Raw genomic sequence first — 26,784 nt, 5'->3', positions numbered from 1 at the left:
GGCGTCCGACAACCGGTGCGTGCGATCTCGCCACGGGGCGCAGTAGTATGACGGGCACCGGCATCCAGCGTCAGGGAGCCTGAACCGGGAGCGGCCCATGCAGACCGAATCGTCGACCCGCATTCTTCGCCAGATTCCGCGCAGCGTCTGGGTACTGGGCTGCGTCAGCCTGCTGATGGATGTGTCGTCGGAAATCATCCACAGCCTGTTGCCGATGTTCCTGATGGCAGGGCTCGGCGCGAGCGCGACCGCGATCGGCGTTATCGAGGGGATCGCCGAGGCCACTGCGCCGGTCGTCAAGGTGTTCTCCGGCACGCTGAGCGACTACCTGCGCAATCGCAAATGGCTGGCGGTCGCCGGATACGGGCTCGGCGCGCTCAGCAAGCCGCTGTTCGCGATCGCGCCGACTATCGGTCTCGTCGTGACGGCGCGGATCGTCGACCGGATCGGCAAGGGGATTCGCGGCGCGCCGCGCGATGCGCTGGTGGCCGATGTCACGCCGGTTCACCTGCGCGGCGCCGCCTATGGGCTGCGGCAGTCGCTCGATACGGTGGGCGCGTTCCTCGGGCCGCTGCTGGCCGTCATCATCATGCTGGTGTGGCACGACGACTTCCGCCTCGCATTCTGGCTGGCCGTGGTCCCCGGCGTGCTGGCCGTGGCGCTGCTCGCGTTCGGTATCGACGAACCGGCGCGTGCGCCGGGCGAGCCGCGCGTCAACCCGATTCGCCGCGATGTCGTCGCGCAACTCGGCGCCCGCTACTGGTGGGTCGTCGCCGTGGGCGCCGTGTTCGCGTTGGCCCGCTTCAGCGAGGCATTTCTGGTGCTGCGCGCGATGGGTAGCGGCGTACCCGTCGCGTTCGTGCCGCTCGTGATGGTGGCGATGAACGTCGTGTACGCGTTGTCGGCCTATCCGTTCGGCAAGCTCGCCGACACGACGAGCCACACGAAGCTGATGGCGGCCGGGCTCGTGCTGTTGATTGCGGCCGATCTCGTGCTCGCACACGGCACACACTGGGGAACCGTACTCGTCGGCGTCGCGTTGTGGGGGCTCCATATGGGGATGACGCAGGGGCTGCTCGCGACGATGGTCGCGCATGCCGCGCCGGCCGAGTTGAGAGGCACGGCATTCGGCGTGTTCAACCTGGTCGGCGGTGTCGTGACGCTCGTGTCGAGTGTTGTCGCGGGCATCCTGTGGGATCGGGTGGGCGCAGCGGCGACGTTCTACGCGGGGGCCGTGTTCAGCACGGCGACCATCGTGCTGCTCGTCTGCATTCGAACGTCGTTCGGCGCCGCGCTGGATCGTTAGCCGGAGCGCAGCGAGCGGTCTAGCTGTCCGTGCCGCGCGGAAAATAAAGCGCGAACGTCGTGCGCCCGTCGTGGCTCGCGACTTCGACCTTGCCGCGATGCAGCGCCATGATCGACTTCACGATCGCGAGCCCGAGCCCCGCATTGCGCGCCGCGCCGTGCCGCGACGAATCGATGCGGTAGAAGCGTTCGAAGATCTTGTCGACCTGTTCGGGCGGAATCGCGGCGCCGCGATTCGTGACTTCGACGACCGCGTAGCTGCCTTGCGCGGACACCGTCAGCTCGATCGTCGATGCGGCTTCCGCATGTTCGAGCGCGTTCGATGCGAGGTTGCTGACGGCGCGCCGGAACAGCGTCGCATCGGCAACGACCGGCGCTTCGCCGTGCACGTCGATGCGCACGCCGGCTTCGTCGGCCAGTGCCTGGAAATACGACGCGAGCCGGCGCAGCTCGCTGCCCGCGTCGAGTTCGGCGGTCTTCAGGTGCTGCCGCGCGTTGTCGGTGCGCGCGAGAAACAGCATGTTCTCGATCATCCGCTGCAGCCGTTCGCATTCCTCGATGTTCGAATCGATCAGCGCTTCGTATTCCTCGGTCGTGCGCGCGCGCGACAGCGTGACCTGCGACGAGCTGATCACGTTGGCAAGCGGCGTGCGCATGTCGTGCGCGAGATCGGACGAGAACTGCGACAGGCGCACGAACGCGCGTTCGAGGCGGTCGAGCATCCGGTTGACCGACGTCGCGAGTTCGTGCAGCTCGACCGGGCCGCCGCGCGCGTCGAGCCGCGCGTTCAGGTTGTGCGCCTCGATGCGCGACGTCTGCCGGCCGAGGCTCTCGACCGGGCGCAGGCCACGCGACGCGACCGCGTAGCCGAGCGCACCGACCAGCAGTGCGCCCACGGCCGCCGCGAGCCAGATGTCGACGCGATAGCTTTCGAGCAGCGACTGGCGATCGGTCGCCGTGCGCGCGAGCGCGACCTGGATCGCGTCGCCGGACGGCAGCGTGGCGCGCGCGTAGACGCAACGCGACGTGCCGATGCCGGGCGGCGCGCAGGTGAACGGGGTGCCGGTTGCGCTGGCCGGATGCGGTGCTGCGATCACCGATGCCAGCGTATTGCCGGCTTCGTCGGAATGCTCGACGATCGCGCGGTTCTGCGCATCGTAGATACCGAGATACACGCCCGGGTGCGACAGCAGCACCTCGTGAAACACGGCCGGATCGGCACGCAGCGCGGCGATCGATCCGCTCGCGTGCGCGAGCTGCAGGAACTGGTTGAGCTTGCCGGAGATCTCGATGTCGTCGCGCCGCGTCAGCTCGGCGGACAGCGAGCGGTACAGGTATGCGCCGGTCAGCGCGAACACGAGCGCGGCGACGACGGCGAACGCGAGCGTCAGGCGCCGCAGCAGCGAATACGAGCCGGGGCTGCGCGTCACGAGCGATCCTCGAGCACGTAGCCCATCCCGCGGATCGTGTGAATCAGCTTGTTCTCATGGGCGTTGTCGATCTTTGCGCGTAGGCGCTTGATCGCCGCATCGACGACGTTCGTGTCGCTGTCGAAATTCATGTCCCAGATCTGCGACGTGATGAAGGTGCGCGTCAGTACTTCCCCCTCGCGCTCGGCGAGCAACTGCAGCAGCGCGAATTCCTGCGCGGTCAGGTCGATGCGGGTGTCGGCGCGGCGCACGCGGCGGCGGATCAGGTCGACCTCGAGATCGGCGACATGCAGGATGTCGCGCACGTTGCGCGGCGCGCGCCGCAGCAGCGAGCGGATGCGCGCGAGGAACTCGGCATACGCGAACGGCTTGAGCAGGTAGTCGTCGGCGCCGAGTTCGAGCCCGGCGACCTTGTCCTCGATCGCCTCGCGCGCCGTGAGCAGCAGCACGGGCGTCTGCTTCTGCGCGCGCAGCCGCCTGAGCACCTCGAAGCCATCCATTTCCGGCAGCATCACGTCGAGCACGACGAGATCGAAATCCTCGTGCAGCGCGAGGAACAGCCCGTCCTTGCCGTTTTCCGCGATGTCGACCGTGTAGCTCGCCTCCATCAGCCCTTTCCGGAGGTACGACGCCATCTTGGGTTCGTCTTCGACTATCAGTATCCGCATGGTGAGGCAGGCTGTCCGTGATTCATCCGTGATTCCAGCCGGTCAGTGTAACGCCAGAGCTTACGGCGCCGCGCGTGCGCGAAGGATGACCGCCGGATGACGGAATTGTCATGAAACGCCGGTCATGTTTCGGCCATGTCGTCGTCACCGCGGCGGCGATAAGCTGCGGCCGTCTTGTCCCCGGAGCGCGCCGTCGCGGCGCTGCGCCGGCCCATCCGGTCGTTGCCTGCGTGATTTCGCATCCATGTCGTACTGGCGCAAATTCCTCGTTGTCGTGCTGCTGGCGCTGAGCCTGCCGATCCAGTCGTTCGCGACCGTGTCGATGGCATGCGCGGGTGCGGTCGCGGTCGCGGCAATGCCGCACGCGGAAGACGGAGCACGCGCTGATGACCCGGCCGCGACGCGAGCAATGTCGAACGCGCATGGCGGCCAGCATCGGCACGCACACGACGATCATGCGCGACATGCGCAGCCGTGCTCCGCGTGCGGGTCCTGCTGCCTCGGTACCGGCATGGCGGATCTTCCCGCGGTGTCCGTTGCGTCGGGTATCGGTATCTCGTTCGTCTCTTTCGCGCCGACGCCGGTCGTCGTGTCGTTCCTGACCGGCGGCATCGACAGGCCGCCGCGCCCGCATCTCGTCCGGACCCTGCCCGCGGCCTGACCGGCCGCGCTCTGCAATCCGTTCCGGCGGCGGCATCACGCTCGCCGGACGACTCACGACGAGACCCATTCATGCGATTGATTACTGCGGCGCTGCTTGGCGCGGCGGCCCTCGTGCCGTCGCTCGCGCCTGCGCAAACCCCGCTGCCCGATCCAGCGGATGCCACCGTGGCCGTGCCGGATGTCACCGTGACGTCCGCATTCGACGGCTACCGGCCGTATCGGGACGACGAAGGCCCCGGCTGGAAACAACTGAACCGGGACGTGATGGAGCGGCCCGCGAAAGGGCGTGCGACCGGCGGTGCGGCCGGAAACGGCACCGCGCATTCGACGCACGGAGGAGCCACGCAATGACGATGCTTGCGATATCGCCGAGGATCGGCGCGGCCGCGGCCGTGCTGGCCTTCCTCGCTGGCTGCACGACGTTTTCGAAGGACGGTGGGTTCGATGCGGTGTCGTCCGTCGCGTCGGAACGGATCGGGAAAGATGCGGTCGTGGTCAGAACCGACGCCGACCGCGAAGCCGTCGACAAGCGCACGAAGGAACTGCTTGCCAAGCCGCTGTCGATGGACGACGCGGTGCAGGTCGCGCTGCTGAACAATCGCGGGCTGCAGGCTTCGTATGCGGAGCTCGGGCTGTCGGAGGCCGATCTCGTCCAGGCCGGCCGGCTGCCGAATCCGCGCTTCGCATTCAGCCGCACGCGTGCCGGCGACGGTGAGCTGACGCTCGGCCGCACGTTCTCGGCGAACGTGTTCGCGCTGCTGACGATGCCGCTCGCGACGAACATCGAGCGCCGCCGCTTCGAGCAGACCAAGCTCGAAACGGCCGACGCGATGCTGAAGGTCGCAGCCGACGCACGCCGCGCATACGTCGAGGCCGTTGCCGCCGAACAGGCGGCGAACTATGCACAGCAGGTGCGCGATGCCGCGAGCGCGGCCGCCGAACTCGCGCTGCGCATGCGGCAGGCCGGCAACTTCAGCCGCCTCGATTACGCGCGCGAACAGGCGTTCCATGCCGATGCGGTTGCGCAGCACGCGAAGGCGCGCCAGCAGGCCGTCGCCGCGCGCGAGAAGCTCACGCGTGCGATGGGCCTGTGGGGCGAACGCACGCGGTACACGTTGCCCGAGCGCTTGCCCGACCTGCCGAAAGCGCGGCCGAACCTGCCCGATCTCGAACGTTTCGCGATGAGCAACCGCCTCGACATCCAGGCCGCGAAGCTGCAGACGCAGGGCGTCGCGTCGTCGCTCGGCCTGAGCAAGGCGACACGCTTCGTCAATGCGGTCGACCTCGGTTACGTGAACAACTACGAGACCGGCAAGGGTCACGAGCACGGCTACGAGATCAGCGTCGAGATTCCGCTGTTCGACTGGGGCGGCGCGAAGGTTGCGCGGGCCGAGGCCGTCTACATGCAATCGGCGAACCGGCTCGCGCAGACGGCCATCGATGCGCGCTCCGACGTGCGCGAATCGTATGCGGCGTACGTGACGAGCTACGACGTCGCGACCCACTATCGCGACGAAGTCGTGCCGCTGCGCAAGACGATCTCCGACGAGCTGCTGCTGCGCTACAACGGGATGCTCGCGAGCGTGTTCGAGCTGCTGACCGATGCGCGCGAACAGGTCGGCGCGGTCAACGGCTACATCGATGCGCTGAAGGACTACTGGCTCGCCGAAACCGATCTGCAGATGGCCGTCGGGGGCCGGCTGCCGTCTTCAGGCGCCACGCCGCCATCCACCCAGCCCGAATCCACTTCAAACGCCGACGCTGCACCGCAGCCGGCCTCTTCATCCGCGGCGCAACCGCATCCGGAAGGTCATTGACATGGTGTCCCGTCGACAATTTCTCAGCGGCTCCGGCGCCGCGCTACTGGGCGCCGCGATGGTCAGCAAGGCCGGCGCCGCGTCGCTGCCCGAAGCGGCCACGATGGCGAAAACCGCCACGCAGCCGCCGCTCGTGCCGCCGAACGGCCGCCCGTACACGCCCGTCGCGACGCTGAACGGCTGGTCGCTGCCGTGGCGGATGAAGAACGGCTGGAAGGAGTTCCACCTGACGGCCGAGCCCGTCGTGCGCGAGATGGCGCCCGGCATGAACGCGAACCTGTGGGGTTACAACGGCCAGTCGCCGGGCCCGACGATCGAGGCCGTCGAAGGCGACAAGGTGCGCATCTTCGTGACCAACCGGTTGCCCGAGCACACGACGATCCACTGGCACGGGCTGCGGCTGCCGAACGGGATGGATGGCGTCGGCGGCCTCACGCAGCCGCATATCCCGCCCGGCAAGACCTTCGTCTACGAGTTCCAGCTGGAGGCGCACGGCACCTTCATGTACCACCCGCACGCCGACGAGATGGTGCAGATGGCGATGGGGATGATGGGCATGTTCATCGTGCATCCGAAGGATCGCGGCACGATGCCGGTCGATCGCGATTTCGTGTTCCTGCTTGCCGCGTACGACATCGATCCGGGCAGCTACACGCCGCGCGTGAACGAGATGACCGACTTCAACATGTGGACCTTCAACTCGCGCGTGTTCCCGGGCATCGATCCGCTGCCGGTGCGCGCGGGTGACCGCGTGCGGATTCGTTTCGGCAACCTGACGATGACGAATCACCCGATCCATCTGCACGGCTACAGCTTCGAAGTCGCGGGCACCGACGGCGGCTGGATTCCGCCGGCCGCGCGCTGGCCGGAAGTGACGGCCGATGTCGCGGTGGGCCAGATGCGCGCGATCGAGTTCACCGCCGATCGCCCGGGCGACTGGGCGTTTCACTGCCACAAGTCGCATCACACGATGAATGCGATGGGCCACCAGGTGCCGAACCTGATCGGCGTGCCGCAGAAGGATCTCGCGAAGCGCATCGGCAAGCTCGTGCCCGACTACATGGCGATGGGCAGCACGGGCGGCGCGATGGGCGGCATGGAAATGCCGCTGCCCGACAACACGCTGCCGATGATGACGGGCACGGGCCCGTTCGGACCGCTGGAGATGGGCGGCATGTTCACGGTCTGCAAGGTGCGGCAGGGGCTCGGCCGCAACGACTATCGCGATCCGGGCTGGTTCAGGCATCCGAAGGGCACCGTCGCATACGAGTACACCGGCGAACTGCCGGACGGCTGAGCAGCAGCATGCGGCGGCTGCGTGAATGCGGCCGCCGGTTTCATTTCATTCACTGGGAGTCGACACGATGAAGCAGGGACTGGTTTCGATGGCAATGGGTTGTGCACTGGCGTTTTCCGCGGCGTCTTACGCGGCCGGCGACATGGCCGGCATGGACATGAGCGGTGGCGCGAAGCAGGAAGCCGCAGCGAAACAGGGCATGTCGCACGGCGAAATCCGCAAGGTCGACACGGCCGCCGGCAAGCTGACGATCAAGCACGGCCCGCTGGACAACCTCGGGATGGACGCGATGACGATGGTGTTCAAGGTGAAGGACCCGGCGATGCTGTCGCAGGTGAAGGCGGGCGACAAGATCGACTTCGTCGCGGCAGACGTTGACGGTGCGCTGACCGTCGTCGAGCTGAAGAAGCCGTGACGCGGAGCGTGACCATGAAGATCACGAACCTCACGCGGCTGGCCGCGATCGTCGCGACCGGTGCAATCGTCGCGGCCACGCCGGTCGCCGCATCCGCGCACGGCAAACTGGAAAGCGCCGCACCCGCAACGGGCAGCACGGTCGACACCGCGCCCGACACGTTGCGGCTCACGTTCAACGAAGACCTCGAACCGGCGTTCAGCTCGGTGAAGGTGTCGGATGCGAACGGCAACGCCGTCACGCAGGACAAGGCGAAGGTCGATGCGGCGAACCCGCGCGTGATGACGCTCGCGATGCCGAAGCTCGCGCCCGGCGCGTACACGGTGCAGTGGGCGGCGATGACGGCCGACGCGCATCGCACGAAGGGCACTTATACGTTCCGGGTGAAGGGGTGAACGACGGCTTCATCGGTCTCCTGCGGCTCGTGGCGGTGGCGATCCAGAATGCCGGGTTCGCCGTCGTCGTCGGTGCGCTGCTCGGCAGCCACTGGCTCGCGCGCGGCGCGTCGGCGTGGCGGCACGGCATCGGGCGGCGGCTCGTCGCGACGCTGCGCATCGCATCCGTCGTTTCGCTGGTCGCGAGCATCACCGCGTTCTGGGCGCATTGCGCGCTGATGAGCGAGGTGTCGTTGCTCGAAGCGGGGCCGGCCGTCTGCTCGATGCTTGCGGGCACCGGGTTCGGTCATGCGTGGCTGGCCGGCGCGGCGTTCATGCTCGTCGTCGTGGTGCTGTCGTTTGTCCGGCGTGCGAGCGATACGCGCTTGCCGTTCGCGATGTGGGCCGCGCTCGCGTGCGTCGCGCTCGCACGCAGCAATGGCGGGCATCCGGTGGATGCCGGGCTGTTCAGCGTGCCGGTGTGGATCGACTGGCTGCATCTGCTGGCGATCAGCGCGTGGGTCGGGCTCGTGCTCGTGACGGCATTCGGCGTGATGCCGAGGCTCGTCGGCATGCCCGCAAGCGAGCGCACGCACGGCGCGTCGTTCGTGCAGTCGCTGTCGGACGCATCGACCTACGCACTGATCGTGCTGTTCGCGACCGGCGCGTACAACGGCTGGCGCGGCGTCGATACGCCCGCCAACCTGCTCGCGTCGACGTACGGGCAGATCCTGCTGCTGAAGCTCGCGCTCGTGCTGATCGCGGCGGCGCTTGGCGGACATAACCGCTTCTTCGGGATGCCGACGTTGCTGGTCGCGTTGAAGGATCCGGCCGCCGCGATGCCGGCCGGCTCGCTGAAACGGTTCGGCACCGTGCTGCGGATCGAGGCGGTCGTGCTCGGCGGCGTGCTGATGGTCGCGGCCGTGCTCGTGTCGAGCGCGCTGCCGGGCACGGTGTAGCGCAACGACGCGGCGGCGCAGCCGCGCGGGGCAATCGTCACGGGCACGGCCGGTTTTCATCAGACGATTTCCCCGCTTTTTCAGGCGTAAACGCACGCTCGACGGCGATCGCAGCGTGATAACGACAATTACATCTGCCTGTCTTTCGATTACCAAAAACTGTCATTGAGCGCCGCTAAGCTTTCGCCACCCTCACAACCGGGATTCCCCGTCATGCGCTCGACAATCCGCCTCATCACCCCGCTATTGCTGCTCCCGACGCTCGCCGCGCCGGTTTTCGCCGCCACTGCCGCGCCCGTCAGCCCGAACTGCGGCGGCAGCACGACGCCGATCGCCGATATCCAGGGGCCGGGCGCGCCGTCGCCGCTCGCCGGCCAGAACGTGTCGATCGAAGCCGTCGTCACCGCCGATTTCGGCGGCACGGACGGCTTCGGCGGCTTCTTCGTCCAGCAGGCCGACGCGCAGCGCCGCAACCAGCCGGGCGTGTCCGAAGGGCTGTTCGTCTACGCACCGAAAGTGCGTGCGAAAGCGGGCGACCTCGTGCACGTGACGGGCAAGGTCGAGGAGAAGTACGGCCAGACGCAGCTCACGCAGTCGGGTGCGATCGCGGTGTGCGCGAACAACCAGACCGTCACGCCCGCGACGCTCACGCTGCCGGTCGACAGCCCGAGCGCGTTCGCCGCGTATGAAGGGATGCTGGTGCGCCTGCCGCAGACGCTGAACGTGACCGACAACTACGAGCTCGGCCGCTACGGCAGCGTGATGCTCAGCAACGGCCGCCTGCGCACGCCGACGAGCGTCGTGCCGCCCGCCCAGGCGCAGACGCAGATCGATGCGAACGCACGCAACCGCCTGATCCTCGACGACGGCTCGAACAAGCAGAACCCGGCCACGGTGCCGTACCCGGCGCCGGGCCTGTCGGCCGCGAATACGCTGCGTGCGGGCTACACGGTGCGCGACATCGAAGGCGTGCTCGAAGTGCGTTACGGCGCATGGCGCGTGCAGCCGCTGCCGGGCGCCGCCGTTCCCGCATTCGAAGCGCGCACGAACCCGCGCACCAACGCTCCGGCGCGCGATCCGAAATCGAACCTGCGCGTCGCGTCGTTCAACGTCCTGAACTACTTCAACGGCAACGGTCTCGGCGGCGGCTTCGACGATCCGAACAACCGCGGCGCGAAGAACTTCCAGGAATTCCAGCGCCAGGAAGCGAAGATCGTCAGCGCGCTGAAGGCGATCGACGCCGACGTGATCGGCCTGATGGAAATCCAGAACAACGGCTACGGCGAACTGAGCGCGGTGCGCCAGCTCGCGGCGAAGCTCGGCGGCAACTGGCGCGTCGTCGATCCGGGCGTATCGCGCCTCGGCGGCGATGCGATCACGGTCGCGATGATCTACGACAGCCGCAAGGTCGAGCCGGTCGGCCGCGCGGCCACGCTCGCGATCGACGACAAGAACCGCCAGCCGCTCGCGCAGTCGTTCCGGCTGATCGGCGGCAACAAGCAGTCGCTGACGGTCGCGGTCAACCACCTGAAGTCGAAGAACTGCCCGGACGCCGCGAACGACGATCTCGACCAGGGCGACGGCCAGGGCTGCTGGAACCCGACGCGCACGCGCGCGGCGGCGAAGGTGGCCGACTGGCTCGCCGGCAACCCGACGGGCGTCGCGGGCCAGGGCGTGCTGCTGATCGGCGACTTCAACAGCTACACGTACGAAGACCCGATCCGCACGCTCGAAACGCGCGGCTACCGCAACCTCGTCGCGCGCTTGATCGGCGCGAATGCGTACAGCTACGTGTACAACGGCGAAGCCGGCTACCTCGATCACGCGCTCGCGACGCTGCCGCTCGCATCGCACGTGAAGGCCGTGCACGAATGGCACATCAACGCGGACGAACCGCTCGCGCTGCAGTACACGCTCGCGTACAAGTCGGCGGAGCAGCAGAAGACGTTCTACGCGCCGGATGCGTATCGTTCGTCGGATCACGATCCGGTGCTGATCGATATCGCCATGCCGGGCGGCGGGAAGTGATGGCGGATTGAACGCGGGTGACGCGCGGCATGCGGCGACGCTGCACGCCGCGCGTCATTTCCACCGCACCAGCCGAATGGACCGCGGGTAAATAATTCCGCTGAAATTTTCGCGAATTAGAAAAATCGGTATTTTATGACTGGCGTGATGCGGATAAGCGAGCCGATTGAAGAATGGTTGAAGCGGCTCGAATCATTGAATGACGGTCTATGCGCGATGTCGCGCTGAATTAATCGATAGCGGATAATTAAAATGAAAGAATAATTCCGGCGATCTGAAGGGTTAAGGCGCGCTACATCAAAGCCAGTGAAGGATTCCTGGTTGTGCGAAAAAAGCGGCGGATTCGGCGGATTATTGCCTGCAAAACGCGCAATGTATAAATAATCCCGTTTTCTTTCAATTGCCAGACACTGTCCGCCGTTAGCATCATTGCGGGATTTTTAATATCCGAATGATCTTTGACAACGCGGCGCAGCACCGCCTATTTTTGTGTTGTCGTAAATTTTGGTCATATAAAAGTTGTCCAAACTGCAGGGGGCGTCCGAGCACCATTCTCGCCAGCAGTTTGCTGTGTCTGTATCAAGTTCAGTCTCTTAGAAGTCCAATCCCCAACCGCCGACTGCCGACCGTGCAACGCGAGTGGCGGGTCGGTCTGCGCGTTTCGCAGGCGTTGGCGGCCTTTGTGAAGCGGTATCCGTACCAAAGGACAGAGATGAAACCAGACAGGAGCTGTACCGGCAGCCGCCGTGGCCGTCACGGCCGGTTGGCCGGGCTAGGTGCATTGACCGTCATGACCCTGGCGCTCGCGGCATGCGGCGGCGACGATTCGTCGTCCGTCGGCGCGTCGAGCCTCGCGCAGGCCACCGCCAGCCAGCAGGCCAGCGCGCAACAGGCGGCCGGCCAGACGCCGGCCAACCAGCCGTACGTCGACCCGGTCGCGTATTCGATGAACGCGACCGACGGCCTCGCCCCCGCGCAGGTGTCCGAGAAAACGGCCGTCATGCATTACCAGTGGAAGAATGGCGGCACGACCGTCAACTACACGACGACCACCGGCCACCTGACCGCGCAGGACGCGAGCGGCAATGCGGAAGCGTCGATGTCGTATGTCGCGTACACCGCGCCGAGCACGAACGGCAAGCCGCGCCCCGTCACGTTCGTCTATAACGGCGGCCCCGGCTCGTCGTCGATCTGGCTGCGGCTCGGCTCGTTCGCGCCGACCCGCGTGGCCACGCCCGATCCGCTGTTCGGCAGCAACTGGCCGAACTATCCGCTCGTCGACAACGCCGAAAGCCTGATCGACACCACCGACCTCGTGTTCATCGACCCGCCCGGCACCGGGCTGTCGGAAGCCGTGTTGCCGAACACCAACCAGAAGTACTGGGGCTCGGATGCGGACGTGAACATCATGCGCGACTTCATCCAGCGCTACCTGAACGTCAACAGCCGCAGCACGTCGCCGATCTACCTGTACGGCGAATCGTACGGCACGCCGCGTACCGACATGCTCGCGCTGGCGCTCGAATCGGCCGGCGTGCACCTGACGGGCATCGTGCTGCAGTCGGCGATCCTGAACTACTTCGCGGATGCGACGGAAGCGGTGGCGATCACGCAGTCGACGGAAGGGCTGCTGCTCGATACCGATACCGTGGCCGGCTACCTGCCGGGCTATGCGGCGGTCGCGGCGTACTTCAACCAGGTTTCGCCGGCGCCGGTGAACCAGGATCTGTACGCACTGCAGACGGAACTGTTCACGACGCTGATCTACAACCAGCTGCAGAAGTATTCGCAGTCGTGGGTGTTGAGCCAGCTAGGCATTCCGGATGCGCTCGGCACGCCGGTGTTCCCGAGCGATGCGACGCTGAAGCTGTGGTCGATCCCGTCGAGCCTCACGCAACAGGCGCTGAGCGGCTACTTCAACGCGAATCCGTTCGGCACGAGCCTGTTGCCTGGCACGACGATCGGCCGGTATGACGGACGCGTGTCGTTGCCGAACTCCGATCCGCGCCTGCAGAACGACGGCGACCCGTCCGACATCCTGATTTCGCAGCCGTTCACGAACGCGCTCGCGACGCAGATGCCGGATTACCTCGGCTACACCGCACCGAACGCGACGTACCTGCCGCTGAACGACAACATCATCGGCGTCTGGGACTTCACGCACGACGGCCAGCCGATGCCCGACACGATCCCCGATCTGCTCGGTGCGCTGCAGCTCAACCCGAAGCTTCGCGTGTTGTCGGAGAACGGCTTCCACGATCTCGCGACGCCGTTCTTCAACACCGAGAAGCAACTCGCGCGGCTGCAGACGGTGAAGGGCTTCAATCCGAAGCTGCAGGTGAACTTCTTCCAGGGCGGCCACATGATCTACCTGGACGACGTCGCCCGTCCGCAGATGAAGCGGGACCTGAAGACGTTCTACAAGGGCGCGCGGATTCCGACGGCGCTGACGCTGCACATGCTGCCGCCGCCGTGGCCGGATGAAAACCCGCCGAGCGTACCGACCGGCAGCATCCCGGGTGCGACGGCCGCGACGACGCTGGCGGCGGCCCCCTGAGCGACGGACTCCTTGTCAAAGGAACCCTCTATTCATCCATTGAATGCGAGTGATCATGTCCCTAATCAAATTGATGCGGCGTATGTCCCCGTTGATCGTGCTCGGTGCCGTGATGAGCAGTGCCTACGCGTTGCCGCCACAGGCGGTGGCGCCGGTGAAGCTGCCGCACGGCGGGCGCGGTGTCGACGGTCCGTTCTTTCCTGCCACGAAGGTGGCGCCGGTGTTGCCGTCGACCGGCTCGACGCTGCAGCAGCAGGCGCAGCAGCGTGTCGACGCGCGGCTCGGCGCCAATACGGTGCTGAGCAACGGCGCGGCCGTGACGAAGGCGCAGGCGCAGAGCAGCGGTCTCGGCTTCGTGTCGAAGCACTTCGACGAGATCGATGCGAAGCACGCCGGCCGCGTGACGATGAGCGATGTACGGCAGTTCATCCAGCAGCGGCAGGTGCAGGCGCAGCAGGAACAGCAGGACGATTGACGTAGCAGGCAGGGCGGCGGCCGGTGCGGAATCCTTCGCACCGGCCGCCGGAAGGCGAACGACAGGCGCTAGAGGGCCTGGCGTGCATAGCGCTTCGCGGTGGCCGACGGCAGTTCGCCGAACATCGCGCGATAGTCCTGCGCAAAACTGCTCAGGTGCCAGAAGCCCCATTTGGTGGCCGCGGTCGTCACCGAGTCGCCGAGCCGAAGCTCGCGGCGCACGTGATTCAGCCGCACGGCCCGCAGGTATGCGATGGGGTTCAGGTTCAACGTGTCCTGGAACGCGTATTGCGCGGTGCGCCGGCTGACGCCGAGTTCCACGCACAGTTCGGCGATCGACAGCGGGCAGGTCGATGCATCCTGCAGCCGCTCCCGCACCGCATTGACCAGCGACCAGTATTTCGTCGGGCGCACGATCTGTGCGCCGGCGTCCGGCGTCGCGGCCGTCATCACTTCCGAGATCGCGTACAGCACGGTGCGCTCGAGCAGCTCGATCCTGTCCTGTGTCGTCACGTCGTCGATGCGCGTGCTTTTTGCCGCGGCGGCGAGCGTCTGGCGCAGCAGGTCGCGAAGATGGTCGGCTACACCGGTCGCCATCGGGATCACCGGTGCATGGGTGCGAGCGCGCAGTGACTCGGCCACCGTGCGCAGCGCCTGCGTCGACAGTTTCTCCGGCTCGATTTCGACATTCACGAGCAGATGGCGGTCGGGCGAATAGAACTCGAATTCCGGCTGGCTCGAGAACACATGCAGGCTGTCGCGCCCGCTCTTCTCGCCGCACAGGCGCGCGTGGCCTTCCAGTTCCAGCGGCACGGCCACGGCGATCCGCTCCAGCGGCACCGCGCCTTGCTGCAGGATGACCTTGTCGAGATCCTCGACCAGCAGCTTGATGCCGCCCAGCGACATGATCGACGACGAGCCGTGAAACAGCCCGCCCGAGATCTGCGTGTAGTTCATGTTCCAGCCGTCGAACGAGCGCGCCTGTTCCTCCACGTCGGTGAACGCGCAGAACGCGACCGTTCGCGCGAACAGCGGGTCGCCGGAGAAATCGCTCGGGTGGGCAGGCGGCGTCATCGAGGGCGGGAAGGGGCGGGTCGGATCGATTCATTGTAGCCGCTCGTCGCGCCGGTCAAAAAGCGCCGGCCGGGCATCGCCTCGTCAAAACCCTAACTTGCCGAAATCCGATAGTGGAAAGCCTTTCGGCACCCTATCTTTGGCAGCAATACGACGCTGGAGAGACGGTGATGGAACTTCCCCGTGGCGGATTCTGGAGAAACTGGGTCGGCAATCAGTCGTGCGTGGCCGCGCACCTCGCGTCGCCGGCGAGCGAGGCCGAGATCGCGGAGCTGGTGCATACGGCGACGCGGCAGGGCAAGCATGTGCGGTGCGCGGGCTCGGGGCACTCGTTCACGCCCGTCGTGGCGACCAGCGGCCTGCTGCTGTCGCTGCAGGACTACCAGGGCATCGTGGATGTCGACGAAGGGCGCAAGCGCGTGACCGTCAAGGCCGGCACCAAGATCAATGCGGTGACGCGCCACTTGAAGGAACTCGGGCTGTCGCTCGTCAACCAGGGCGACATCGATTCGCAGGCGATCGCCGGCGCATTGGCCACCGGCACGCACGGCACGGGGACGACGCTGAGCAACCTGTCGTCGCAGGTCGTCGGGATGCGCATCGTGCGTCCGGACGGCTCGATCATGAAGGTAAGCGACCGGCAGGACCTCGACCTGCTGCATGCGACGCAGGTGAACATCGGGATGTTCGGCGTGGTGTCGGAGATCACGCTGCAGGTGACCGATGCATTCTGGCTGCACGACCGCGTGTGGCGCGAGGACTTCGACGCGCTGATGGAGCAATACGACGACCTGGCCGCGAAGCACCGGCATTTCGGTTTCTTCTGGTGCCCGACACCCGCCAGCCGCGATCTCTACTGCCTGCCCGACACCACGAAGGTATCGAATTCGAAGAAGGACTACGACGTGTGCGAGATCAAGGTGATGGATATCACCGACGCGCGCACGTTCCACGAAGGCGAGCACGAGAAGATCGCGTACAGCTCCGAGGTGTACGCGATCCACTACGTGCCGAATTTCCACGAGCTCGAGTACGCGGTGCCCGCACAACACGGCAAGGAGGCGCTGCGCCGGGTGCGCGAGCTCATCCTCACGAAACACCGCGACTGCATCTTCCCGGTCGAGTACCGCTTCACGAAGGGCGATCCGGCGTGGCTCAGCCCGTTCAACCATCAGGACAGCGTCACGATTTCATGCTCGGGCGGCCCGAACGGCGTCGACTACTGGCCGTTCCTGAAGGACGTCGACACGATCCTGCGCGACTACGGCTCGCGTCCGCACTGGGGCAAGCTGCATTTCACGAACCGCGAGGACGTCGATCGCTGGTTCCCCAAGGCCGAAGCGTTCCGCGCGCTGCGCCGCAGCGTGGACCCCGAAGGCACCTTCCTCAACGATCACCTGCGGACGCTGTTCAGTTGAGCGGGCCGAACGAACCAGACTGGAGAACGAAACATGAATGTCAAGATTGACGGCCGCCTGGCCGGCAAGGTCGCCATCGTGAGCGGCGGCGCCGGCGGCTGCGGCGGCGCGGCGTCCGAACTGTTTGCCGCCCAGGGCGCGAAGGTTGCGATCATCGATCGCGACGGCGATGCCGCCGAAACGCTTGCGTCGCGGCTGCGCGACGCGGGCCTGCAGGCGATCGGCCTCGGCGCCGACGTGTCGAAACAGGCGGAAGTCCAGCAAGCCGTGAACGCCGCGCGCGAGCAGTACGGCAACGCGGACATCCTGTTCAATCACGCCGGCACGCTGATCGTCAAACCGTTCCTCGACATCGAGGAGTCGGAATGGGACTGGCTGATGGGCGTGAACGTGAAGAGCATGTTCCTGATGACGAAAGCGGTGCTGCCGCAGATGCTGGAGAAGGGGCGCGGCAGCATTGTCTGCACGTCGTCGATTTCGGCGGTGTGCGCGACGCCGGGCGAGGTGCTGTATGACGCGACCAAAGGCGCGTGCCACATGTTCGCGCGGGCGATTGCGGTCGAGTACCGCGACCGCGGCATTCGTTGCAACGCGCTCGCGCCGGGGTTCATCCGCACGCCGCACGGGATGCGTGAACTCAGGGATCTGCAGGCGATGGGCGTCGACGCGACCGAAGCGGCGATCGCGGTTCAGCAAGGTCGGTTGTGCGAGCCGTCGGAAGTCGCGGCGGCCGCGCTGTTCCTCGCGTCCGACGAGTCGAGCTTCGTCAACGGTACGCATCTGTTCGTCGACAACTGTTTTTCCGCCGTCTAATAACCGATGCTCGCAAGAAGCTGAAGGGCAGGCATCACGCTTGCCCGGCCGGCAAGTTCCGTCGAAGGTGTCGCAGCGATGCGACCCTTCGATTTTTTTTGCGTGCCCGGCGCGCGGTGCGTCCTAGCGGATTGTCGCAATCCTTCTATCTGCACGGGGGCGTGTCTGGTGGAATGCGAAGGCCGAAACACCATGCAGCCGGCAAGCCGCGGTCAGTCATTCACTCTCAACTGGTCAATCATCATGTTCAACCGCACCACCAGCACCGTTGCCAACGTCGATCCGGAACTTTTTGCCGCGATCGAGCAGGAAAACCGTCGCCAGGAAGATCACATCGAGCTGATCGCGTCGGAAAACTACACGAGCCCGGCCGTGATGGCCGCGCAGGGCTCGCAACTCACGAACAAGTACGCGGAAGGGTATCCGGGCAAGCGCTACTACGGCGGCTGCGAATACGTCGACGTCGTCGAGCAGCTGGCGATCGATCGCGTGAAGCAGCTGTTCGGTGCGGAAGCCGCGAACGTGCAGCCGAACTCGGGTTCGCAGGCGAACCAGGGCGTGTTCTTCGCGATGCTCAAGCCGGGCGACACGATCATGGGCATGAGTCTCGCGCACGGCGGCCACCTGACGCACGGCTCGCCGGTGAACATGTCGGGCAAGTGGTTCAACGTGGTGAGCTACGGCCTGAACGAAAACGAAGACATCGACTACGAAGCGGCCGAGAAGCTCGCGCAGGAACACAAGCCGAAGCTGATCGTCGCGGGCGCGTCGGCGTTCTCGCTGAAGATCGATTTCGAACGTCTGGCGAAGATCGCGAAGTCGGTCGGCGCGTACCTGATGGTCGACATGGCCCACTACGCGGGCCTGATCGCGGCAGGCGTGTACCCGAACCCGGTGCCGCACGCGGACTTCGTGACGACGACGACGCACAAGAGCCTGCGCGGCCCGCGCGGCGGCGTGATCCTGATGAAGGCCGAGTACGAGAAGCCGATCAACTCGGCAATCTTCCCGGGCATCCAGGGCGGCCCGCTGATGCACGTGATCGCGGGCAAGGCGGTGGCGTTCAAGGAAGCGCTGTCGCCGGAGTTCAAGGCGTACCAGGAGAAGGTGGTCGAGAACGCGCGCGTGCTGGCTGAAACGCTGGTGAAGCGCGGCCTGCGGATCGTGTCGGGTCGCACGGAAAGCCACGTGATGCTGGTGGACCTGCGCGCGAAGAACATCACGGGCAAGGCAGCGGAAGCAGCGCTGGGCGCGGCACACATCACGGTGAACAAGAACGCGATCCCGAACGACCCGGAAAAGCCGTTCGTGACGAGCGGCGTGCGCCTGGGTTCGCCGGCGATGACGACGCGCGGCTTCGGCGTGAAGGAAGCGGAGATCGTCGGCAACCTGATCGCCGATGTGCTGGAAGCGCCGGAAGATGCGGCCACGCTCGAGCGTGTGCGCGGGCAGGTTGCCGAGCTGACGAAGCGTTTCCCCGTCTACGGCTGATGGTCGCGGGGTTCGGCTGCCGCAAGGCGGTCGAACCGCGTCGCTTCACGTTGCAACAAAAAACCGACTCGCGGCACGAAGCCAGCGAGTCGGTTTTTTTTTCAGCCTGCTTCGAAGACGCTTCAGACAGTCGGATCGACGTTCGCCTCGAGTTCGCGGATGCGGTCGAGATTGCGCGTGTCCTTCAGCACCGGCGGCCCCGCGAACGTGTTGCGCACGCCGAAGCCGTACCAGATCACCATCAGCACCACGACGAAGCCGACGAGCACGTACAGCACCTTTTCGTTCGGCGGCTGGATGCCGACATACGCGAGCACACAGGCGCCGACCAGCGCGAGCAGCGCACACGGCTTCGACCAGATCCCCAGCTGAAACGGGCCCTTGTCGGTCCACGAGCGGCCTTCGGCCAGCATCCCGGAGCCGATCGGCATCGCATACGAGATGAACAGGAACACCGCGCTGCCGGCGCTCAGCACCGAGAACGCGTCGCCGTACAGCGTGACGACGATCGCGAGCACCGCGCAGGTCCAGATCGCGGGGCCGGGCGTCCGGTGCGCCGGGTTCACGCTGCGCAGCAGCTTCGACGCAGGCAGCCCGCCGTCGCGTGCAAAGGCGTACACCATCCGCGACGTCGACATGATCGCCGCGAGCCCGCACACGTAGTTGATGAAGAACATCGCGAGTTCGAGGCTGACGCGCAGCGTCTTCGGAATCGGCGCGAGGATCGCCTCGAAAAAGCCGGTGCCCTGCTTCATGCTGGCGGTCAGGTCGGGCATCACCAGCACGAACGCGCACACCATCACGTAGCCGAACACCGCGGACCAGAACACCGACCCGATGATGCCGCGCGGCACGTTCCTGGCCGCATCGTGCGTCTCTTCCGACGTGTGCGCGGACGCGTCGAAGCCGGTGATGGTGTAGGTCACGAGCAGCAGGCCGGACAGGAACGCGAGCGGCGTGGCTTGCTTCGGCCATGCGCCGCCATCGACGCCGGTGAAGTTGGTGAACGTCACCAGCCGGTGCGCATCGAATGCGACCGGCGAGTAGTAGAGCAGCGACACCACGAGCGCGATCGTCACCACGAAGATCAGGTAGCCCGACAGGTCGGTGATCTTGCTCGCGATCTTGATGCCGCGCGCATTCAGGATTGCCTGCGAGATCGTGATGAACGCGATGAACGCCGTCTGGTGCCACCAGGTCAGGCTGTCGGGGCTGACGCCGAACATCGGCGCGATCAGCGTCTTGAAGAACGGATCGTAGGTGCCGAAATTGATCGCGGCGATCACGAAGATCAGCCCGATCAGGTTGATCCACGCGGTCATCCACCCCCATTTCTTCCCGCCGAGGATCGCGCCCCAGTGATAGAGGCCGCCGGCCGTCGGGAAGGCGGACGCGATCTGCGACATCGATACGGCGACGATCAGCGCGAACAGCGAGCCCAGTGGCCAGCCGAGGCCGACCGACGCACCGCCCGTCGCGGAAAAGGCGAGTTGAAACGCGGTAATGCCGCCCGACAGGATGCAGATCACCGAAAACGACACGGCGAAGTTCGAGAAACCGCTCATACGTCTCGACAGTTCCTGCGCATAGCCCATCTTGTGCAGCAGGCTTACGTCACTGTCGGTGCCTGAATCAGGCTGGAATTTTGCATCCATGGTCGCTCCGTCACGAATGTCCTGCGTGGCAGGACCGTCATCGCCGCCCGGGCCATGCAAGCTGGCCCGCTCCTGGGATTCGTCGGCGGCTCGCGATGCCGCGGTCGAGCGGCCATCGCTTTCCAGTCCGATGCGTGAACGGTATGAAATCAAATCTCCCGGCTCTATCAGATTTCGGCAACGTAGTGAAAATCCGGAGGAATGCACCGGATGAGGGCGTGTCGGCCTGTTGCGTTGCCGGGAGGACCGGGAGCGTGACGGATGCGCGGCTGGGGGCGACGGGCGATCGCCGGGTCGCCGCCAGGCAAGCGGCCCCGGACGCACGCCGGAACCGGCGACGGCCTATTCCGTTTGCTGCTTGTCGTGTCGCGGCCCGAAGCGCGCGCGATAGTCGCGCGGCGATACGCCGACCTGCTTCGCGAACGCGCGCTGCAGCGCGTCGACGCTGCCGAATCCCGACCGCTCGGCGATGCGTTCAAGCGTCCAGTCAGCCCGCTCGAGCAGCGCCTTCGCGCGCTCGACCCGTGCCGCCAGCACGAATTGCGCGGGCGATCGCCCGGTTTCCTTGAGGAAGTGGCGCGCAAACGAGCGCTCGCTCATGTGCATCCGTGCGGCCAGCGCGGCGACGCCGAGATCGCCGGCCGGATCGTCGGCGATCTCGGCGAGCAGTGCGCGCATGCGCGGCGTTGCGTTGGCCAGCGAGCCGAGCCCGACGCTGAATTGGGCCTGCCCGCCGGGGCGGTGCATGAACAGCACGAGTTCGCGTGCGACCGCGAGCGCGGTCGGCGCGCCGCAGTCCGCCTCGACGAGCGCAAGACACAGATCGATGCCGGCCGTCACGCCGGCCGACGTATGGAACGGCGGATCGCTCACGTAGATCGCGTCCGGTTCGATCCGCGCGTCGGGGCAGAGCGCCTGCAGCAACGCGCACTGGTTCCAGTGCGTGGTTGCGCGCCGGCCGTCCAGCCATCCGCCCGCGGCAAGCACGAACGCACCCGTGCAGATGCTCGCGATCCGTCGCGTGTCCGCGATCCGCGTGCGCAGCCACGGCAGCACGCCGGCTTCCGATGCGGCGTGGCGCAGCGCCGCTTCATCGCCGCCGGCGACGATGAGCGTGTCGATCCGGCCGGGCAGTGCCGCGAGCGCGACCGTCCCGGCGAGGCGCAGGCCCGCGTGCGTGACGATGTCGTCCCCGTGTTGCGACGCGAGCGTCAGCCGATACGGCACGGCATGGTCGGGCAGGTAACGGTTCGCGACCGCGAACACTTCCATCGGGCCCGTGATGTCGAGCGACTGGACGCCTTCGAAGCCGACGACGACGATGTCGCGTGCCGAACAGGATGACTGGGACATGGCGGAAAGTGCGGTGGAGTTGTCCTTGTGACCGCGAGCATGATCCTTGTAATTTTCCGGACATGCAATCGACGGATGCGGGTGAACGATGCGGGGACGGAAGACAGGCGGGGCGGTGCTGCTCGTGTGCACGATGCTGGGCGCGTGGGTAGCGGGGCGGGCGGCGCCGGCGATGGCGGAGGACGCAGTACCGGGCGCACAAGTGCTGACGATCGGCGCGCCGAAGGCGGGCCGCACGCGGCCGCTCGTGGCGATCGTCGCGGACAACGCGGGCACGGAGACGACCGATTTCATCGTGCCGTACGCGATGCTGAAGACGTCCGGTGCGGTCGATGTCGTCACCGTATCGGCCGACGAAGGCGAGGTGGAACTGATGCCCGCGCTGCGCATGCTGGCCGATACGACGTTCGACCGGTTCGATGCCGCGACGCCTGCGGGCGCCGATGTGGTGATCGTGCCCGCGCTGCATCGCGCGGACAGCCCGGCCGTACTGGCATGGTTGCGCAAGCAGGCCGCTGCCGGCGCGACGATGGTGGCGATCTGCGACGGCGCGGCAGTCCTCGCGAACGCCGGCCTGCTGCGGCATCGCACCGCGACGTCCCACTGGTATTCGCGCGACGGCCTGCGCCGCCGCTTTGTCGATACGAAGTGGGTCGACGATCGCCGCTATGTGATGGACGGCAACGTCATGACGACGACCGGCGTGTCGGCGTCGATTCCCGCTTCGCTGGCGTTGGTGAGTGCGCTGGCGGGGCCGGCAGCGGCGCGCGAGACGGCGCGACGTGTCGGCGCGCAGTCATGGAGCGACGTTCACGACGGTAGCCGGTTCGCATTGACTGCGCGTGCGGTGGCGGTGGCACTGACGAACCGCGTCGCGCTCTGGCGGCACGAGACGTTCGATCTTCCGGTCGAAAACGGGTTTGACGAGCTTCCGGTCGCATTGACCGCCGACGCGTGGGCACGGACCTGGCGCAGTTACGTCGTCGCGACTGCAGATGCGCGCGTGATCGAGTCGAGGTACGGGCTGCGGTTGCTGGCGCAGCCGGCGAATGCGCGGCATGCACGCATGACGATGCCGGCTGACCGGCGTGGCGAATCGGTGCTGCCCGGTGTGCTCGGCGACATCGCGGCACGCTATGGAGACGCGACTTCAGGCTGGGTTGCGCTGCTGCTGGAGTATCCGAAGTAGCGGCCGTCGTGCGCGGCATGCCGGTGTTGCGTGCCGCGCTTGCGACGGAATGCGCCGGCGCCGGGGCTGGCCGGATCGAAGCCTGAGTGAGCGGCGTGTTCGCATCACGCCGCCGGCCGTGAAAGTTACGCGTCGTCCGCCGCAAACAGCGCTTCCCAGCCGAGAAACGCGCCAAGCGGAATGATGTCCCAGTCGATCAGCCCGGCCTTCGCCAGCGGAAACTCGCGCAGCGCTTCGCGGGCGTGTTCGATCGAATCGCACTCCGCAACGATCGCGACGCCGGGGCGATCCTGACGGAAATAGATATCGCGGACGATCCCGCGCTTGAGCAGTTGCCAGCCGTAGCGCACTTCGTCGAGCAGGTGCGGCTGATACGCGTCCGGGCTGGCGCCGGGCAGCGGGACGTCGAGGCACAGCAGTTTCATGGCGATCTCCTCGCGAACGGTGTGCCGCTCACGCGCCGGCCGCGAGCCGCGACGCCAGCTCGGCGACACGCTGCCCGAGATGCGCGGCGGTTTCGAGGTCGCTCGCGATCGGCGACAGCTCCGGCGACACGTCGTCGGACTGCGCCATCGCGCCGAGCCAGCCGCCGATCCGGTTGCGCTCGTTCGCCGCGGTGCCGGCGAACAGGTCGAGCCCGACCCAGATCATCCCGTGCTGCGCCGCGAACAGCGTCATCGTCATCAGCGAGTTCAGCTTGTCGCCGTGCTGCGCGCCGGAGTTGGTGAAGCCGGCCGCGATCTTGTTGCGCCAGGTTTGCGGAATCCACGCGGGGCGCGTGGAGTCTTCCATGAACTTCTTGAGCCGCGAACTGATCGAGCCGTTGTACGTCGGCGAGCCGAAGATGATCGCGTCGCTCGCGGCGAGCGCCTCCCACGGAATCGCGCCGTCGGCGACCGCGACGAGCCGCACTTCCGCGCCCGGTACGCGCCGCACGCCTTCCGCGACGGCTTGCGCCTGTCGCTCGGTGTGACCGTGACCGCTGTCGAAAACGATGGTGGCAAGCATGGGCATTCCTTTGCAGTCCGTTGAACGATGGCCGCATTGTGGGCGGCACGGGTCGCAACCGGAAGTTGGGTCCGGGTTGAGTCGCTCTCAACTTCAGGTTGATAATCGGCGGCAGGCGAAGGTGTACCTTGCGACGTGTCGATCGAAGGAGGCTGCTTTGGATGTGTCACAACGCACGCGGGCGATCCTGTCGTTCGTGCATGCGGCCGACGGCGGCAGCTTTGCGGCGGCCGGCCGCATGCTCGGCGTCACGTCGGCCGCGGTCAGCAAGAACGTCGCCGGCCTCGAGCAGGCGCTCGGCGTGCGGCTGATGAACCGCACCACGCGCACGCTGAAGCTCACCGACGAAGGCAGCGTGTTCCTGCGCGAGGCGCGGGTCGCACTGGACGCGCTCGATGCGGCGGTCGACAGCATCGTCGCGCAGCGGCTCGGGCCTCAGGGGCGCGTACGCATTTCGACCAGTGCCGCGTTCGGGCGCGAGCATCTGCAACCGCTGCTGCCCGGATTGCTGGCGCGTTACCCCGGTTTGTCGGTGGAGGCCGATTTCGACGACCGGATCGTCGACGTCGTGCGCGACGGCTACGACATCGTCATCCGCGGCGGCAACATCCACGATTCCGCGCTGGTGTCGCGCCCGGTCTTTCGGATGAATACGGTACTGGTTGCATCGCCGGCGTATCTGGCGAGTCACGGCATTCCGCGAGCGCCGGACGATCTCGGTGCGCACCGGCTGATCGCACGCCGGTTTCTCGGCGGAGCGGTCGCGACATGGAGCTTCAGGATGCGTGGCGGGAGCATAGTGGCGGTCGATCCGGGCGAAACGGCGCTGCTGACGTTCTCCGCGCCGGAGGCCGTGCTGCAGGCCGCCCGTGATGGCCTGGGCATCGCGCAGGTCGGTGTGCACCTCGCATGGGCGCATTTGCGCGCCGGCTCGCTGAAGGTGCTGCTGCACCGCCATCATTTGCCCGGCACCTACGAAATGGCGATGCAGTATCCGCATCGCGCATTGAAGGCGTCGCGCGTGCAGGCGACGGTCGACTACCTGCTCGACGCGTTTGCCGCGAACGAGAGCCTGCATGTGCCGTTGAAGGCGCTGGATGCGTATGGCGCGTGAGGGCGTGCGGTAGACACGGTGCGAAGCCGGTGCGGCTTCAAGCGACACCACCGCCCGGCAGCGCATCGAAGCAGCGGTTTCGAGCGCGAATGCGGGCGGGGCGGGGGCGGTAGGGCGTGGCGGTGTTCCCGGTCAGGCCGAGGCCGTGGCCGTGCGTCGGGCGGACCAACGATTCCACAGCAGGCCGGAGCGGCTGCCGCTGCGGCAGTACGCGAGCACCGGCTTCTGCAGTGTGTCGACCAGCGCACCGAATGCGTCGATCTCCGCATCGCCGATGCGGTCGCGCTCGACCGGCAGGTAGCGCGCTTCGAGGCCCAGTTCGCGGGCCGCCGCGGCGATCTCGTCGAATGCCGGGTGTGCGTCGCCTTCGCCGTCAGGCCGGTTGCAGATGACCGAACGGAAGCCGGCATTGCGGATCGCTTTCAGGTCGGCCGGCGTGATCTGCCGCGACGCGGAGAAGCCGTTCGCTGCCGTCGCGCGACACTGTTCGATCGCCTGGCGGAAGCAGGAGATCGCGAAGTCGACGTCCTGCTCCGTCGTGAAGCGGCCGAAGCTCACGCGCACGGTGCGGCCCGCCGTCTCCGCATCGAGGCCGATCGCGGTCAGCACGTGGGACGGCGCACCGCTGGTCGAGTTGCACGCGGACGTCGACGACACCGCGAGCGCTTCGCCGAGCATGAACGGGAAGAAGCCCGGTGCATTCAACGTCAGGCTCAGCGTGTGCGGGATCCGGCGCGCCGTGGCCGCGTTCTGCGTGACATCGCCGAGTGCGACCAGTGCGTCCGTCAGGCGGGCGCCGAGCGCCGCGATTCGTGCCGCTTCGCCGTCGAGCTTTTCAGCGGCCAGTTCGCATGCCACGCCCATGCCGACGATCTGATGGGTCGCGAGCGTGCCCGAACGCAAGCCGCGCTCGTGGCCGCCGCCGTGAATCTGCGGGGCGATCCGGTCCGCGATGTCGCGGCGGACGAACAGCGCGCCGATGCCCTTCGGGCCGTACACCTTGTGCGCGGACATCGACAGCATGTCGATGCCGAGCGCGCGCACGTCGATCGGCGTCTTGCCGAGCGCTTGCGCGGCGTCGACGTGGAGCAGCGCGCCCGCGGCATGCACGATGCGCGAGATTGCGCCAATATCGGTCAGCGTGCCGATCTCGTTGTTCACGAGCATCAGCGACACGAGGCCCGTATCGGGGCCGATGGCGGCAGCGACCGCGTCGGCGGTGATCTCGCCGTCGCGCGTGGGCGTCAGGTACGTGACCGACGAGTCGTGCTTCGACAGGTTCGCCATCGTGTCGAGAATGGCCTTGTGCTCGATGCGGCTCGTGACCAGGTGGCGCTTGTCGGTCGCGTTTTCCGCATAACCCTTCAGCGCGAGGTTGTTAGATTCGGTGGCGCCCGACGTCCAGACGATCTCGTCGGCGTCCGCGCCGATCAGCGCGGCGACTTGCGCGCGTGCGTGCTCGACCTTGTCTTTCGCGAGCCGGCCGGCGGCGTGCGAGCTCGACGCCGGATTGCCGAAGATGCCGTCGAAGCCGAGGCAGGCCGTCATCGCTTCGATCACGCGCGGGTCGGCGGGCGTCGTGGCGGCGTAGTCGAGGTAGTGCAGCGTGGTGGTGTCGCTCATGTCCTTCTCATACTCTTTTCTTTCGGAATGGGAGAAATGATACGGGGGACAGGAGGGAA

24 protein-coding genes are annotated in these 26,784 nt (G+C 66.6%); 16 read left to right on the top strand and 8 right to left on the bottom strand.

Annotated elements, in window-relative coordinates; genetic code table 11:
• Positions 1 to 97 precede the first annotated feature (97 nt).
• Positions 98 to 1,306, top strand: coding sequence for an MFS transporter (locus BDI24065_RS23610; RefSeq protein ID WP_175033268.1), 1,209 nt, complete (start codon positions 98 to 100; stop codon positions 1,304 to 1,306).
• Between the two features lie 19 nt (positions 1,307 to 1,325).
• Here BDI24065_RS23610 and BDI24065_RS23605 read toward each other — a convergent pair whose 3' ends face one another.
• Both BDI24065_RS23605 and BDI24065_RS23600 read right to left on the bottom strand, forming a co-directional pair.
• Entirely contained in the window at positions 1,326 to 2,735 is a 1,410-nt protein-coding gene (locus tag BDI24065_RS23605) for a heavy metal sensor histidine kinase (protein WP_175033267.1), read from the bottom strand.
• On the bottom strand, positions 2,732 to 3,403 hold the full coding sequence (locus BDI24065_RS23600) for a heavy metal response regulator transcription factor (RefSeq protein WP_175033266.1): 672 nt from the start codon (positions 3,401 to 3,403) through the stop codon (positions 2,732 to 2,734). Before BDI24065_RS23600 ends, BDI24065_RS23605 begins: the two co-directional genes overlap by 4 nt.
• Positions 3,404 to 3,647: 244 nt before the next feature.
• Here BDI24065_RS23600 and BDI24065_RS23595 point away from each other — a divergent pair, with 244 nt between their 5' ends.
• From BDI24065_RS23595 to BDI24065_RS23550, 10 genes are all read left to right on the top strand, one after another.
• Positions 3,648 to 4,064: a DUF2946 family protein gene (locus BDI24065_RS23595; RefSeq protein ID WP_175033265.1), complete on the top strand. Its 417-nt coding sequence runs from the start codon at positions 3,648 to 3,650 to the stop codon at positions 4,062 to 4,064.
• A 71-nt stretch (positions 4,065 to 4,135) separates the two neighbouring features.
• A complete protein-coding gene (locus tag BDI24065_RS23590) occupies positions 4,136 to 4,417 on the top strand; it encodes a hypothetical protein (RefSeq protein WP_175033264.1) in 282 nt (93 codons plus the stop codon).
• Positions 4,414 to 5,883, top strand: a complete 1,470-nt coding sequence (locus BDI24065_RS23585) for a TolC family protein (RefSeq protein WP_175033263.1) — start codon at positions 4,414 to 4,416, stop codon at positions 5,881 to 5,883. The genes BDI24065_RS23590 and BDI24065_RS23585 overlap by 4 nt, the downstream gene beginning before the upstream one ends.
• Before the next feature lies 1 nt (position 5,884).
• On the top strand, positions 5,885 to 7,180 hold the full coding sequence (locus BDI24065_RS23580; protein WP_175033262.1) for a multicopper oxidase family protein: 1,296 nt from the start codon (positions 5,885 to 5,887) through the stop codon (positions 7,178 to 7,180).
• 67 nt (positions 7,181 to 7,247) lie between these two features.
• Positions 7,248 to 7,595, top strand: a complete 348-nt coding sequence (locus tag BDI24065_RS23575) for a copper-binding protein (protein ID WP_175033261.1) — start codon at positions 7,248 to 7,250, stop codon at positions 7,593 to 7,595.
• 14 nt (positions 7,596 to 7,609) lie between these two features.
• Complete coding sequence (copC, locus tag BDI24065_RS23570; RefSeq protein ID WP_175033260.1) at positions 7,610 to 7,990, top strand: copper homeostasis periplasmic binding protein CopC; 381 nt, start codon at positions 7,610 to 7,612, stop codon at positions 7,988 to 7,990.
• Positions 7,987 to 8,928 (top strand): CopD family protein, encoded by a 942-nt coding sequence (locus BDI24065_RS23565; protein ID WP_175033259.1) that lies wholly within the window; start codon positions 7,987 to 7,989, stop codon positions 8,926 to 8,928. Before copC ends, BDI24065_RS23565 begins: the two co-directional genes overlap by 4 nt.
• A 213-nt stretch (positions 8,929 to 9,141) precedes the next feature.
• Positions 9,142 to 10,956, top strand: a complete 1,815-nt coding sequence (locus BDI24065_RS23560; protein WP_175033258.1) for an ExeM/NucH family extracellular endonuclease — start codon at positions 9,142 to 9,144, stop codon at positions 10,954 to 10,956.
• A 712-nt stretch (positions 10,957 to 11,668) separates the two neighbouring features.
• Positions 11,669 to 13,513, top strand: a complete 1,845-nt coding sequence (locus BDI24065_RS23555; RefSeq protein ID WP_175033257.1) for a S10 family serine carboxypeptidase-like protein — start codon at positions 11,669 to 11,671, stop codon at positions 13,511 to 13,513.
• A gap of 82 nt (positions 13,514 to 13,595) precedes the next feature.
• Complete coding sequence (locus BDI24065_RS23550; protein ID WP_254609842.1) at positions 13,596 to 13,988, top strand: 2-oxoglutarate dehydrogenase; 393 nt, start codon at positions 13,596 to 13,598, stop codon at positions 13,986 to 13,988.
• A 68-nt stretch (positions 13,989 to 14,056) separates the two neighbouring features.
• On the opposite strand, the gene BDI24065_RS23545 is transcribed toward BDI24065_RS23550, so the two are convergent.
• Positions 14,057 to 15,061 (bottom strand): helix-turn-helix domain-containing protein, encoded by a 1,005-nt coding sequence (locus BDI24065_RS23545; protein WP_175033255.1) that lies wholly within the window; start codon positions 15,059 to 15,061, stop codon positions 14,057 to 14,059.
• 170 nt (positions 15,062 to 15,231) lie between these two features.
• On the opposite strand from BDI24065_RS23545, the gene BDI24065_RS23540 reads away from it, so the two are divergent.
• The 3 genes from BDI24065_RS23540 to glyA all read left to right on the top strand — a co-directional run bounded on the left by BDI24065_RS23540 (position 15,232) and on the right by glyA (position 18,783).
• Entirely contained in the window at positions 15,232 to 16,479 is a 1,248-nt protein-coding gene (locus BDI24065_RS23540) for a D-arabinono-1,4-lactone oxidase (RefSeq protein ID WP_175033254.1), read from the top strand.
• 33 nt (positions 16,480 to 16,512) lie between these two features.
• The gene (locus BDI24065_RS23535; protein WP_122948730.1) at positions 16,513 to 17,292 is read left to right on the top strand and encodes an SDR family NAD(P)-dependent oxidoreductase; all 780 of its coding nucleotides are present in this window, start codon (positions 16,513 to 16,515) and stop codon (positions 17,290 to 17,292) included.
• A 243-nt stretch (positions 17,293 to 17,535) separates the two neighbouring features.
• Positions 17,536 to 18,783 carry a serine hydroxymethyltransferase gene (gene glyA, locus BDI24065_RS23530; protein WP_174979419.1) on the top strand — a complete coding sequence of 416 codons (1,248 nt, stop codon included), beginning with the start codon at positions 17,536 to 17,538 and terminating at the stop codon, positions 18,781 to 18,783.
• Between the two features lie 122 nt (positions 18,784 to 18,905).
• Here the strand turns inward: glyA and BDI24065_RS23525 are convergent, their stop codons facing one another.
• Both BDI24065_RS23525 and BDI24065_RS23520 read right to left on the bottom strand, forming a co-directional pair.
• Complete coding sequence (locus tag BDI24065_RS23525) at positions 18,906 to 20,438, bottom strand: amino acid permease (RefSeq protein WP_175033253.1); 1,533 nt, start codon at positions 20,436 to 20,438, stop codon at positions 18,906 to 18,908.
• A 342-nt stretch (positions 20,439 to 20,780) separates the two neighbouring features.
• Positions 20,781 to 21,791: a GlxA family transcriptional regulator gene (locus tag BDI24065_RS23520; protein WP_175033252.1), complete on the bottom strand. Its 1,011-nt coding sequence runs from the start codon at positions 21,789 to 21,791 to the stop codon at positions 20,781 to 20,783.
• A gap of 88 nt (positions 21,792 to 21,879) precedes the next feature.
• Between BDI24065_RS23520 and BDI24065_RS23515 the strand changes: the two genes are divergently transcribed.
• On the top strand, positions 21,880 to 22,980 hold the full coding sequence (locus BDI24065_RS23515; protein ID WP_175033251.1) for a DJ-1/PfpI family protein: 1,101 nt from the start codon (positions 21,880 to 21,882) through the stop codon (positions 22,978 to 22,980).
• A 125-nt stretch (positions 22,981 to 23,105) separates the two neighbouring features.
• Here the strand turns inward: BDI24065_RS23515 and BDI24065_RS23510 are convergent, their stop codons facing one another.
• Positions 23,106 to 23,405 carry a superoxide dismutase gene (locus tag BDI24065_RS23510; RefSeq protein ID WP_174970423.1) on the bottom strand — a complete coding sequence of 100 codons (300 nt, stop codon included), beginning with the start codon at positions 23,403 to 23,405 and terminating at the stop codon, positions 23,106 to 23,108.
• Between the two features lie 28 nt (positions 23,406 to 23,433).
• Entirely contained in the window at positions 23,434 to 23,988 is a 555-nt protein-coding gene (locus BDI24065_RS23505) for a flavodoxin family protein (protein WP_174959034.1), read from the bottom strand.
• A gap of 157 nt (positions 23,989 to 24,145) precedes the next feature.
• Here BDI24065_RS23505 and BDI24065_RS23500 point away from each other — a divergent pair, with 157 nt between their 5' ends.
• Positions 24,146 to 25,102 (top strand): LysR family transcriptional regulator, encoded by a 957-nt coding sequence (locus BDI24065_RS23500; RefSeq protein ID WP_175033250.1) that lies wholly within the window; start codon positions 24,146 to 24,148, stop codon positions 25,100 to 25,102.
• A 132-nt stretch (positions 25,103 to 25,234) separates the two neighbouring features.
• Here the strand turns inward: BDI24065_RS23500 and BDI24065_RS23495 are convergent, their stop codons facing one another.
• Entirely contained in the window at positions 25,235 to 26,725 is a 1,491-nt protein-coding gene (locus BDI24065_RS23495) for an aminotransferase class V-fold PLP-dependent enzyme (protein ID WP_175033249.1), read from the bottom strand.
• Between the last annotated feature and the right edge of the window lie 59 nt (positions 26,726 to 26,784).

Origin of the sequence: Burkholderia lata (assembly GCF_902499025.1) — a bacterium.
Classification (GTDB): domain Bacteria; phylum Pseudomonadota; class Gammaproteobacteria; order Burkholderiales; family Burkholderiaceae; genus Burkholderia; species Burkholderia lata_C.
The sequence above is the reverse complement of the archived record's forward strand: the minus strand, read 5'-3'. Positions and strand labels throughout refer to the sequence as shown.

What these genes read in the sequence shown, in the direction of transcription:
- BDI24065_RS23560 (WP_175033258.1), top strand. Translation starts at nt 9,142, where the DNA reads ATGCGCTCGACAATCCGCCTCATCACCCCGCTATTGCTGCTCCCGACG.
- BDI24065_RS23550 (WP_254609842.1), top strand. Translation starts at nt 13,596, where the DNA reads ATGTCCCCGTTGATCGTGCTCGGTGCCGTGATGAGCAGTGCCTACGCG.
- BDI24065_RS23540 (WP_175033254.1), top strand. Translation starts at nt 15,232, where the DNA reads ATGGAACTTCCCCGTGGCGGATTCTGGAGAAACTGGGTCGGCAATCAG.
- BDI24065_RS23590 (WP_175033264.1), top strand. Translation starts at nt 4,136, where the DNA reads ATGCGATTGATTACTGCGGCGCTGCTTGGCGCGGCGGCCCTCGTGCCG.
- BDI24065_RS23535 (WP_122948730.1), top strand. Translation starts at nt 16,513, where the DNA reads ATGAATGTCAAGATTGACGGCCGCCTGGCCGGCAAGGTCGCCATCGTG.
- BDI24065_RS23600 (WP_175033266.1), bottom strand. Translation starts at nt 3,403, where the DNA reads ATGCGGATACTGATAGTCGAAGACGAACCCAAGATGGCGTCGTACCTC.
- BDI24065_RS23510 (WP_174970423.1), bottom strand. Translation starts at nt 23,405, where the DNA reads ATGAAACTGCTGTGCCTCGACGTCCCGCTGCCCGGCGCCAGCCCGGAC.
- BDI24065_RS23575 (WP_175033261.1), top strand. Translation starts at nt 7,248, where the DNA reads ATGAAGCAGGGACTGGTTTCGATGGCAATGGGTTGTGCACTGGCGTTT.
- BDI24065_RS23505 (WP_174959034.1), bottom strand. Translation starts at nt 23,988, where the DNA reads ATGCTTGCCACCATCGTTTTCGACAGCGGTCACGGTCACACCGAGCGA.
- BDI24065_RS23585 (WP_175033263.1), top strand. Translation starts at nt 4,414, where the DNA reads ATGACGATGCTTGCGATATCGCCGAGGATCGGCGCGGCCGCGGCCGTG.
- BDI24065_RS23525 (WP_175033253.1), bottom strand. Translation starts at nt 20,438, where the DNA reads ATGGATGCAAAATTCCAGCCTGATTCAGGCACCGACAGTGACGTAAGC.
- BDI24065_RS23520 (WP_175033252.1), bottom strand. Translation starts at nt 21,791, where the DNA reads ATGTCCCAGTCATCCTGTTCGGCACGCGACATCGTCGTCGTCGGCTTC.
- BDI24065_RS23515 (WP_175033251.1), top strand. Translation starts at nt 21,880, where the DNA reads ATGCGGGGACGGAAGACAGGCGGGGCGGTGCTGCTCGTGTGCACGATG.
- BDI24065_RS23610 (WP_175033268.1), top strand. Translation starts at nt 98, where the DNA reads ATGCAGACCGAATCGTCGACCCGCATTCTTCGCCAGATTCCGCGCAGC.
- copC (WP_175033260.1), top strand. Translation starts at nt 7,610, where the DNA reads ATGAAGATCACGAACCTCACGCGGCTGGCCGCGATCGTCGCGACCGGT.
- glyA (WP_174979419.1), top strand. Translation starts at nt 17,536, where the DNA reads ATGTTCAACCGCACCACCAGCACCGTTGCCAACGTCGATCCGGAACTT.
- BDI24065_RS23595 (WP_175033265.1), top strand. Translation starts at nt 3,648, where the DNA reads ATGTCGTACTGGCGCAAATTCCTCGTTGTCGTGCTGCTGGCGCTGAGC.
- BDI24065_RS23545 (WP_175033255.1), bottom strand. Translation starts at nt 15,061, where the DNA reads ATGACGCCGCCTGCCCACCCGAGCGATTTCTCCGGCGACCCGCTGTTC.
- BDI24065_RS23555 (WP_175033257.1), top strand. Translation starts at nt 11,669, where the DNA reads ATGAAACCAGACAGGAGCTGTACCGGCAGCCGCCGTGGCCGTCACGGC.
- BDI24065_RS23580 (WP_175033262.1), top strand. Translation starts at nt 5,885, where the DNA reads ATGGTGTCCCGTCGACAATTTCTCAGCGGCTCCGGCGCCGCGCTACTG.
- BDI24065_RS23495 (WP_175033249.1), bottom strand. Translation starts at nt 26,725, where the DNA reads ATGAGCGACACCACCACGCTGCACTACCTCGACTACGCCGCCACGACG.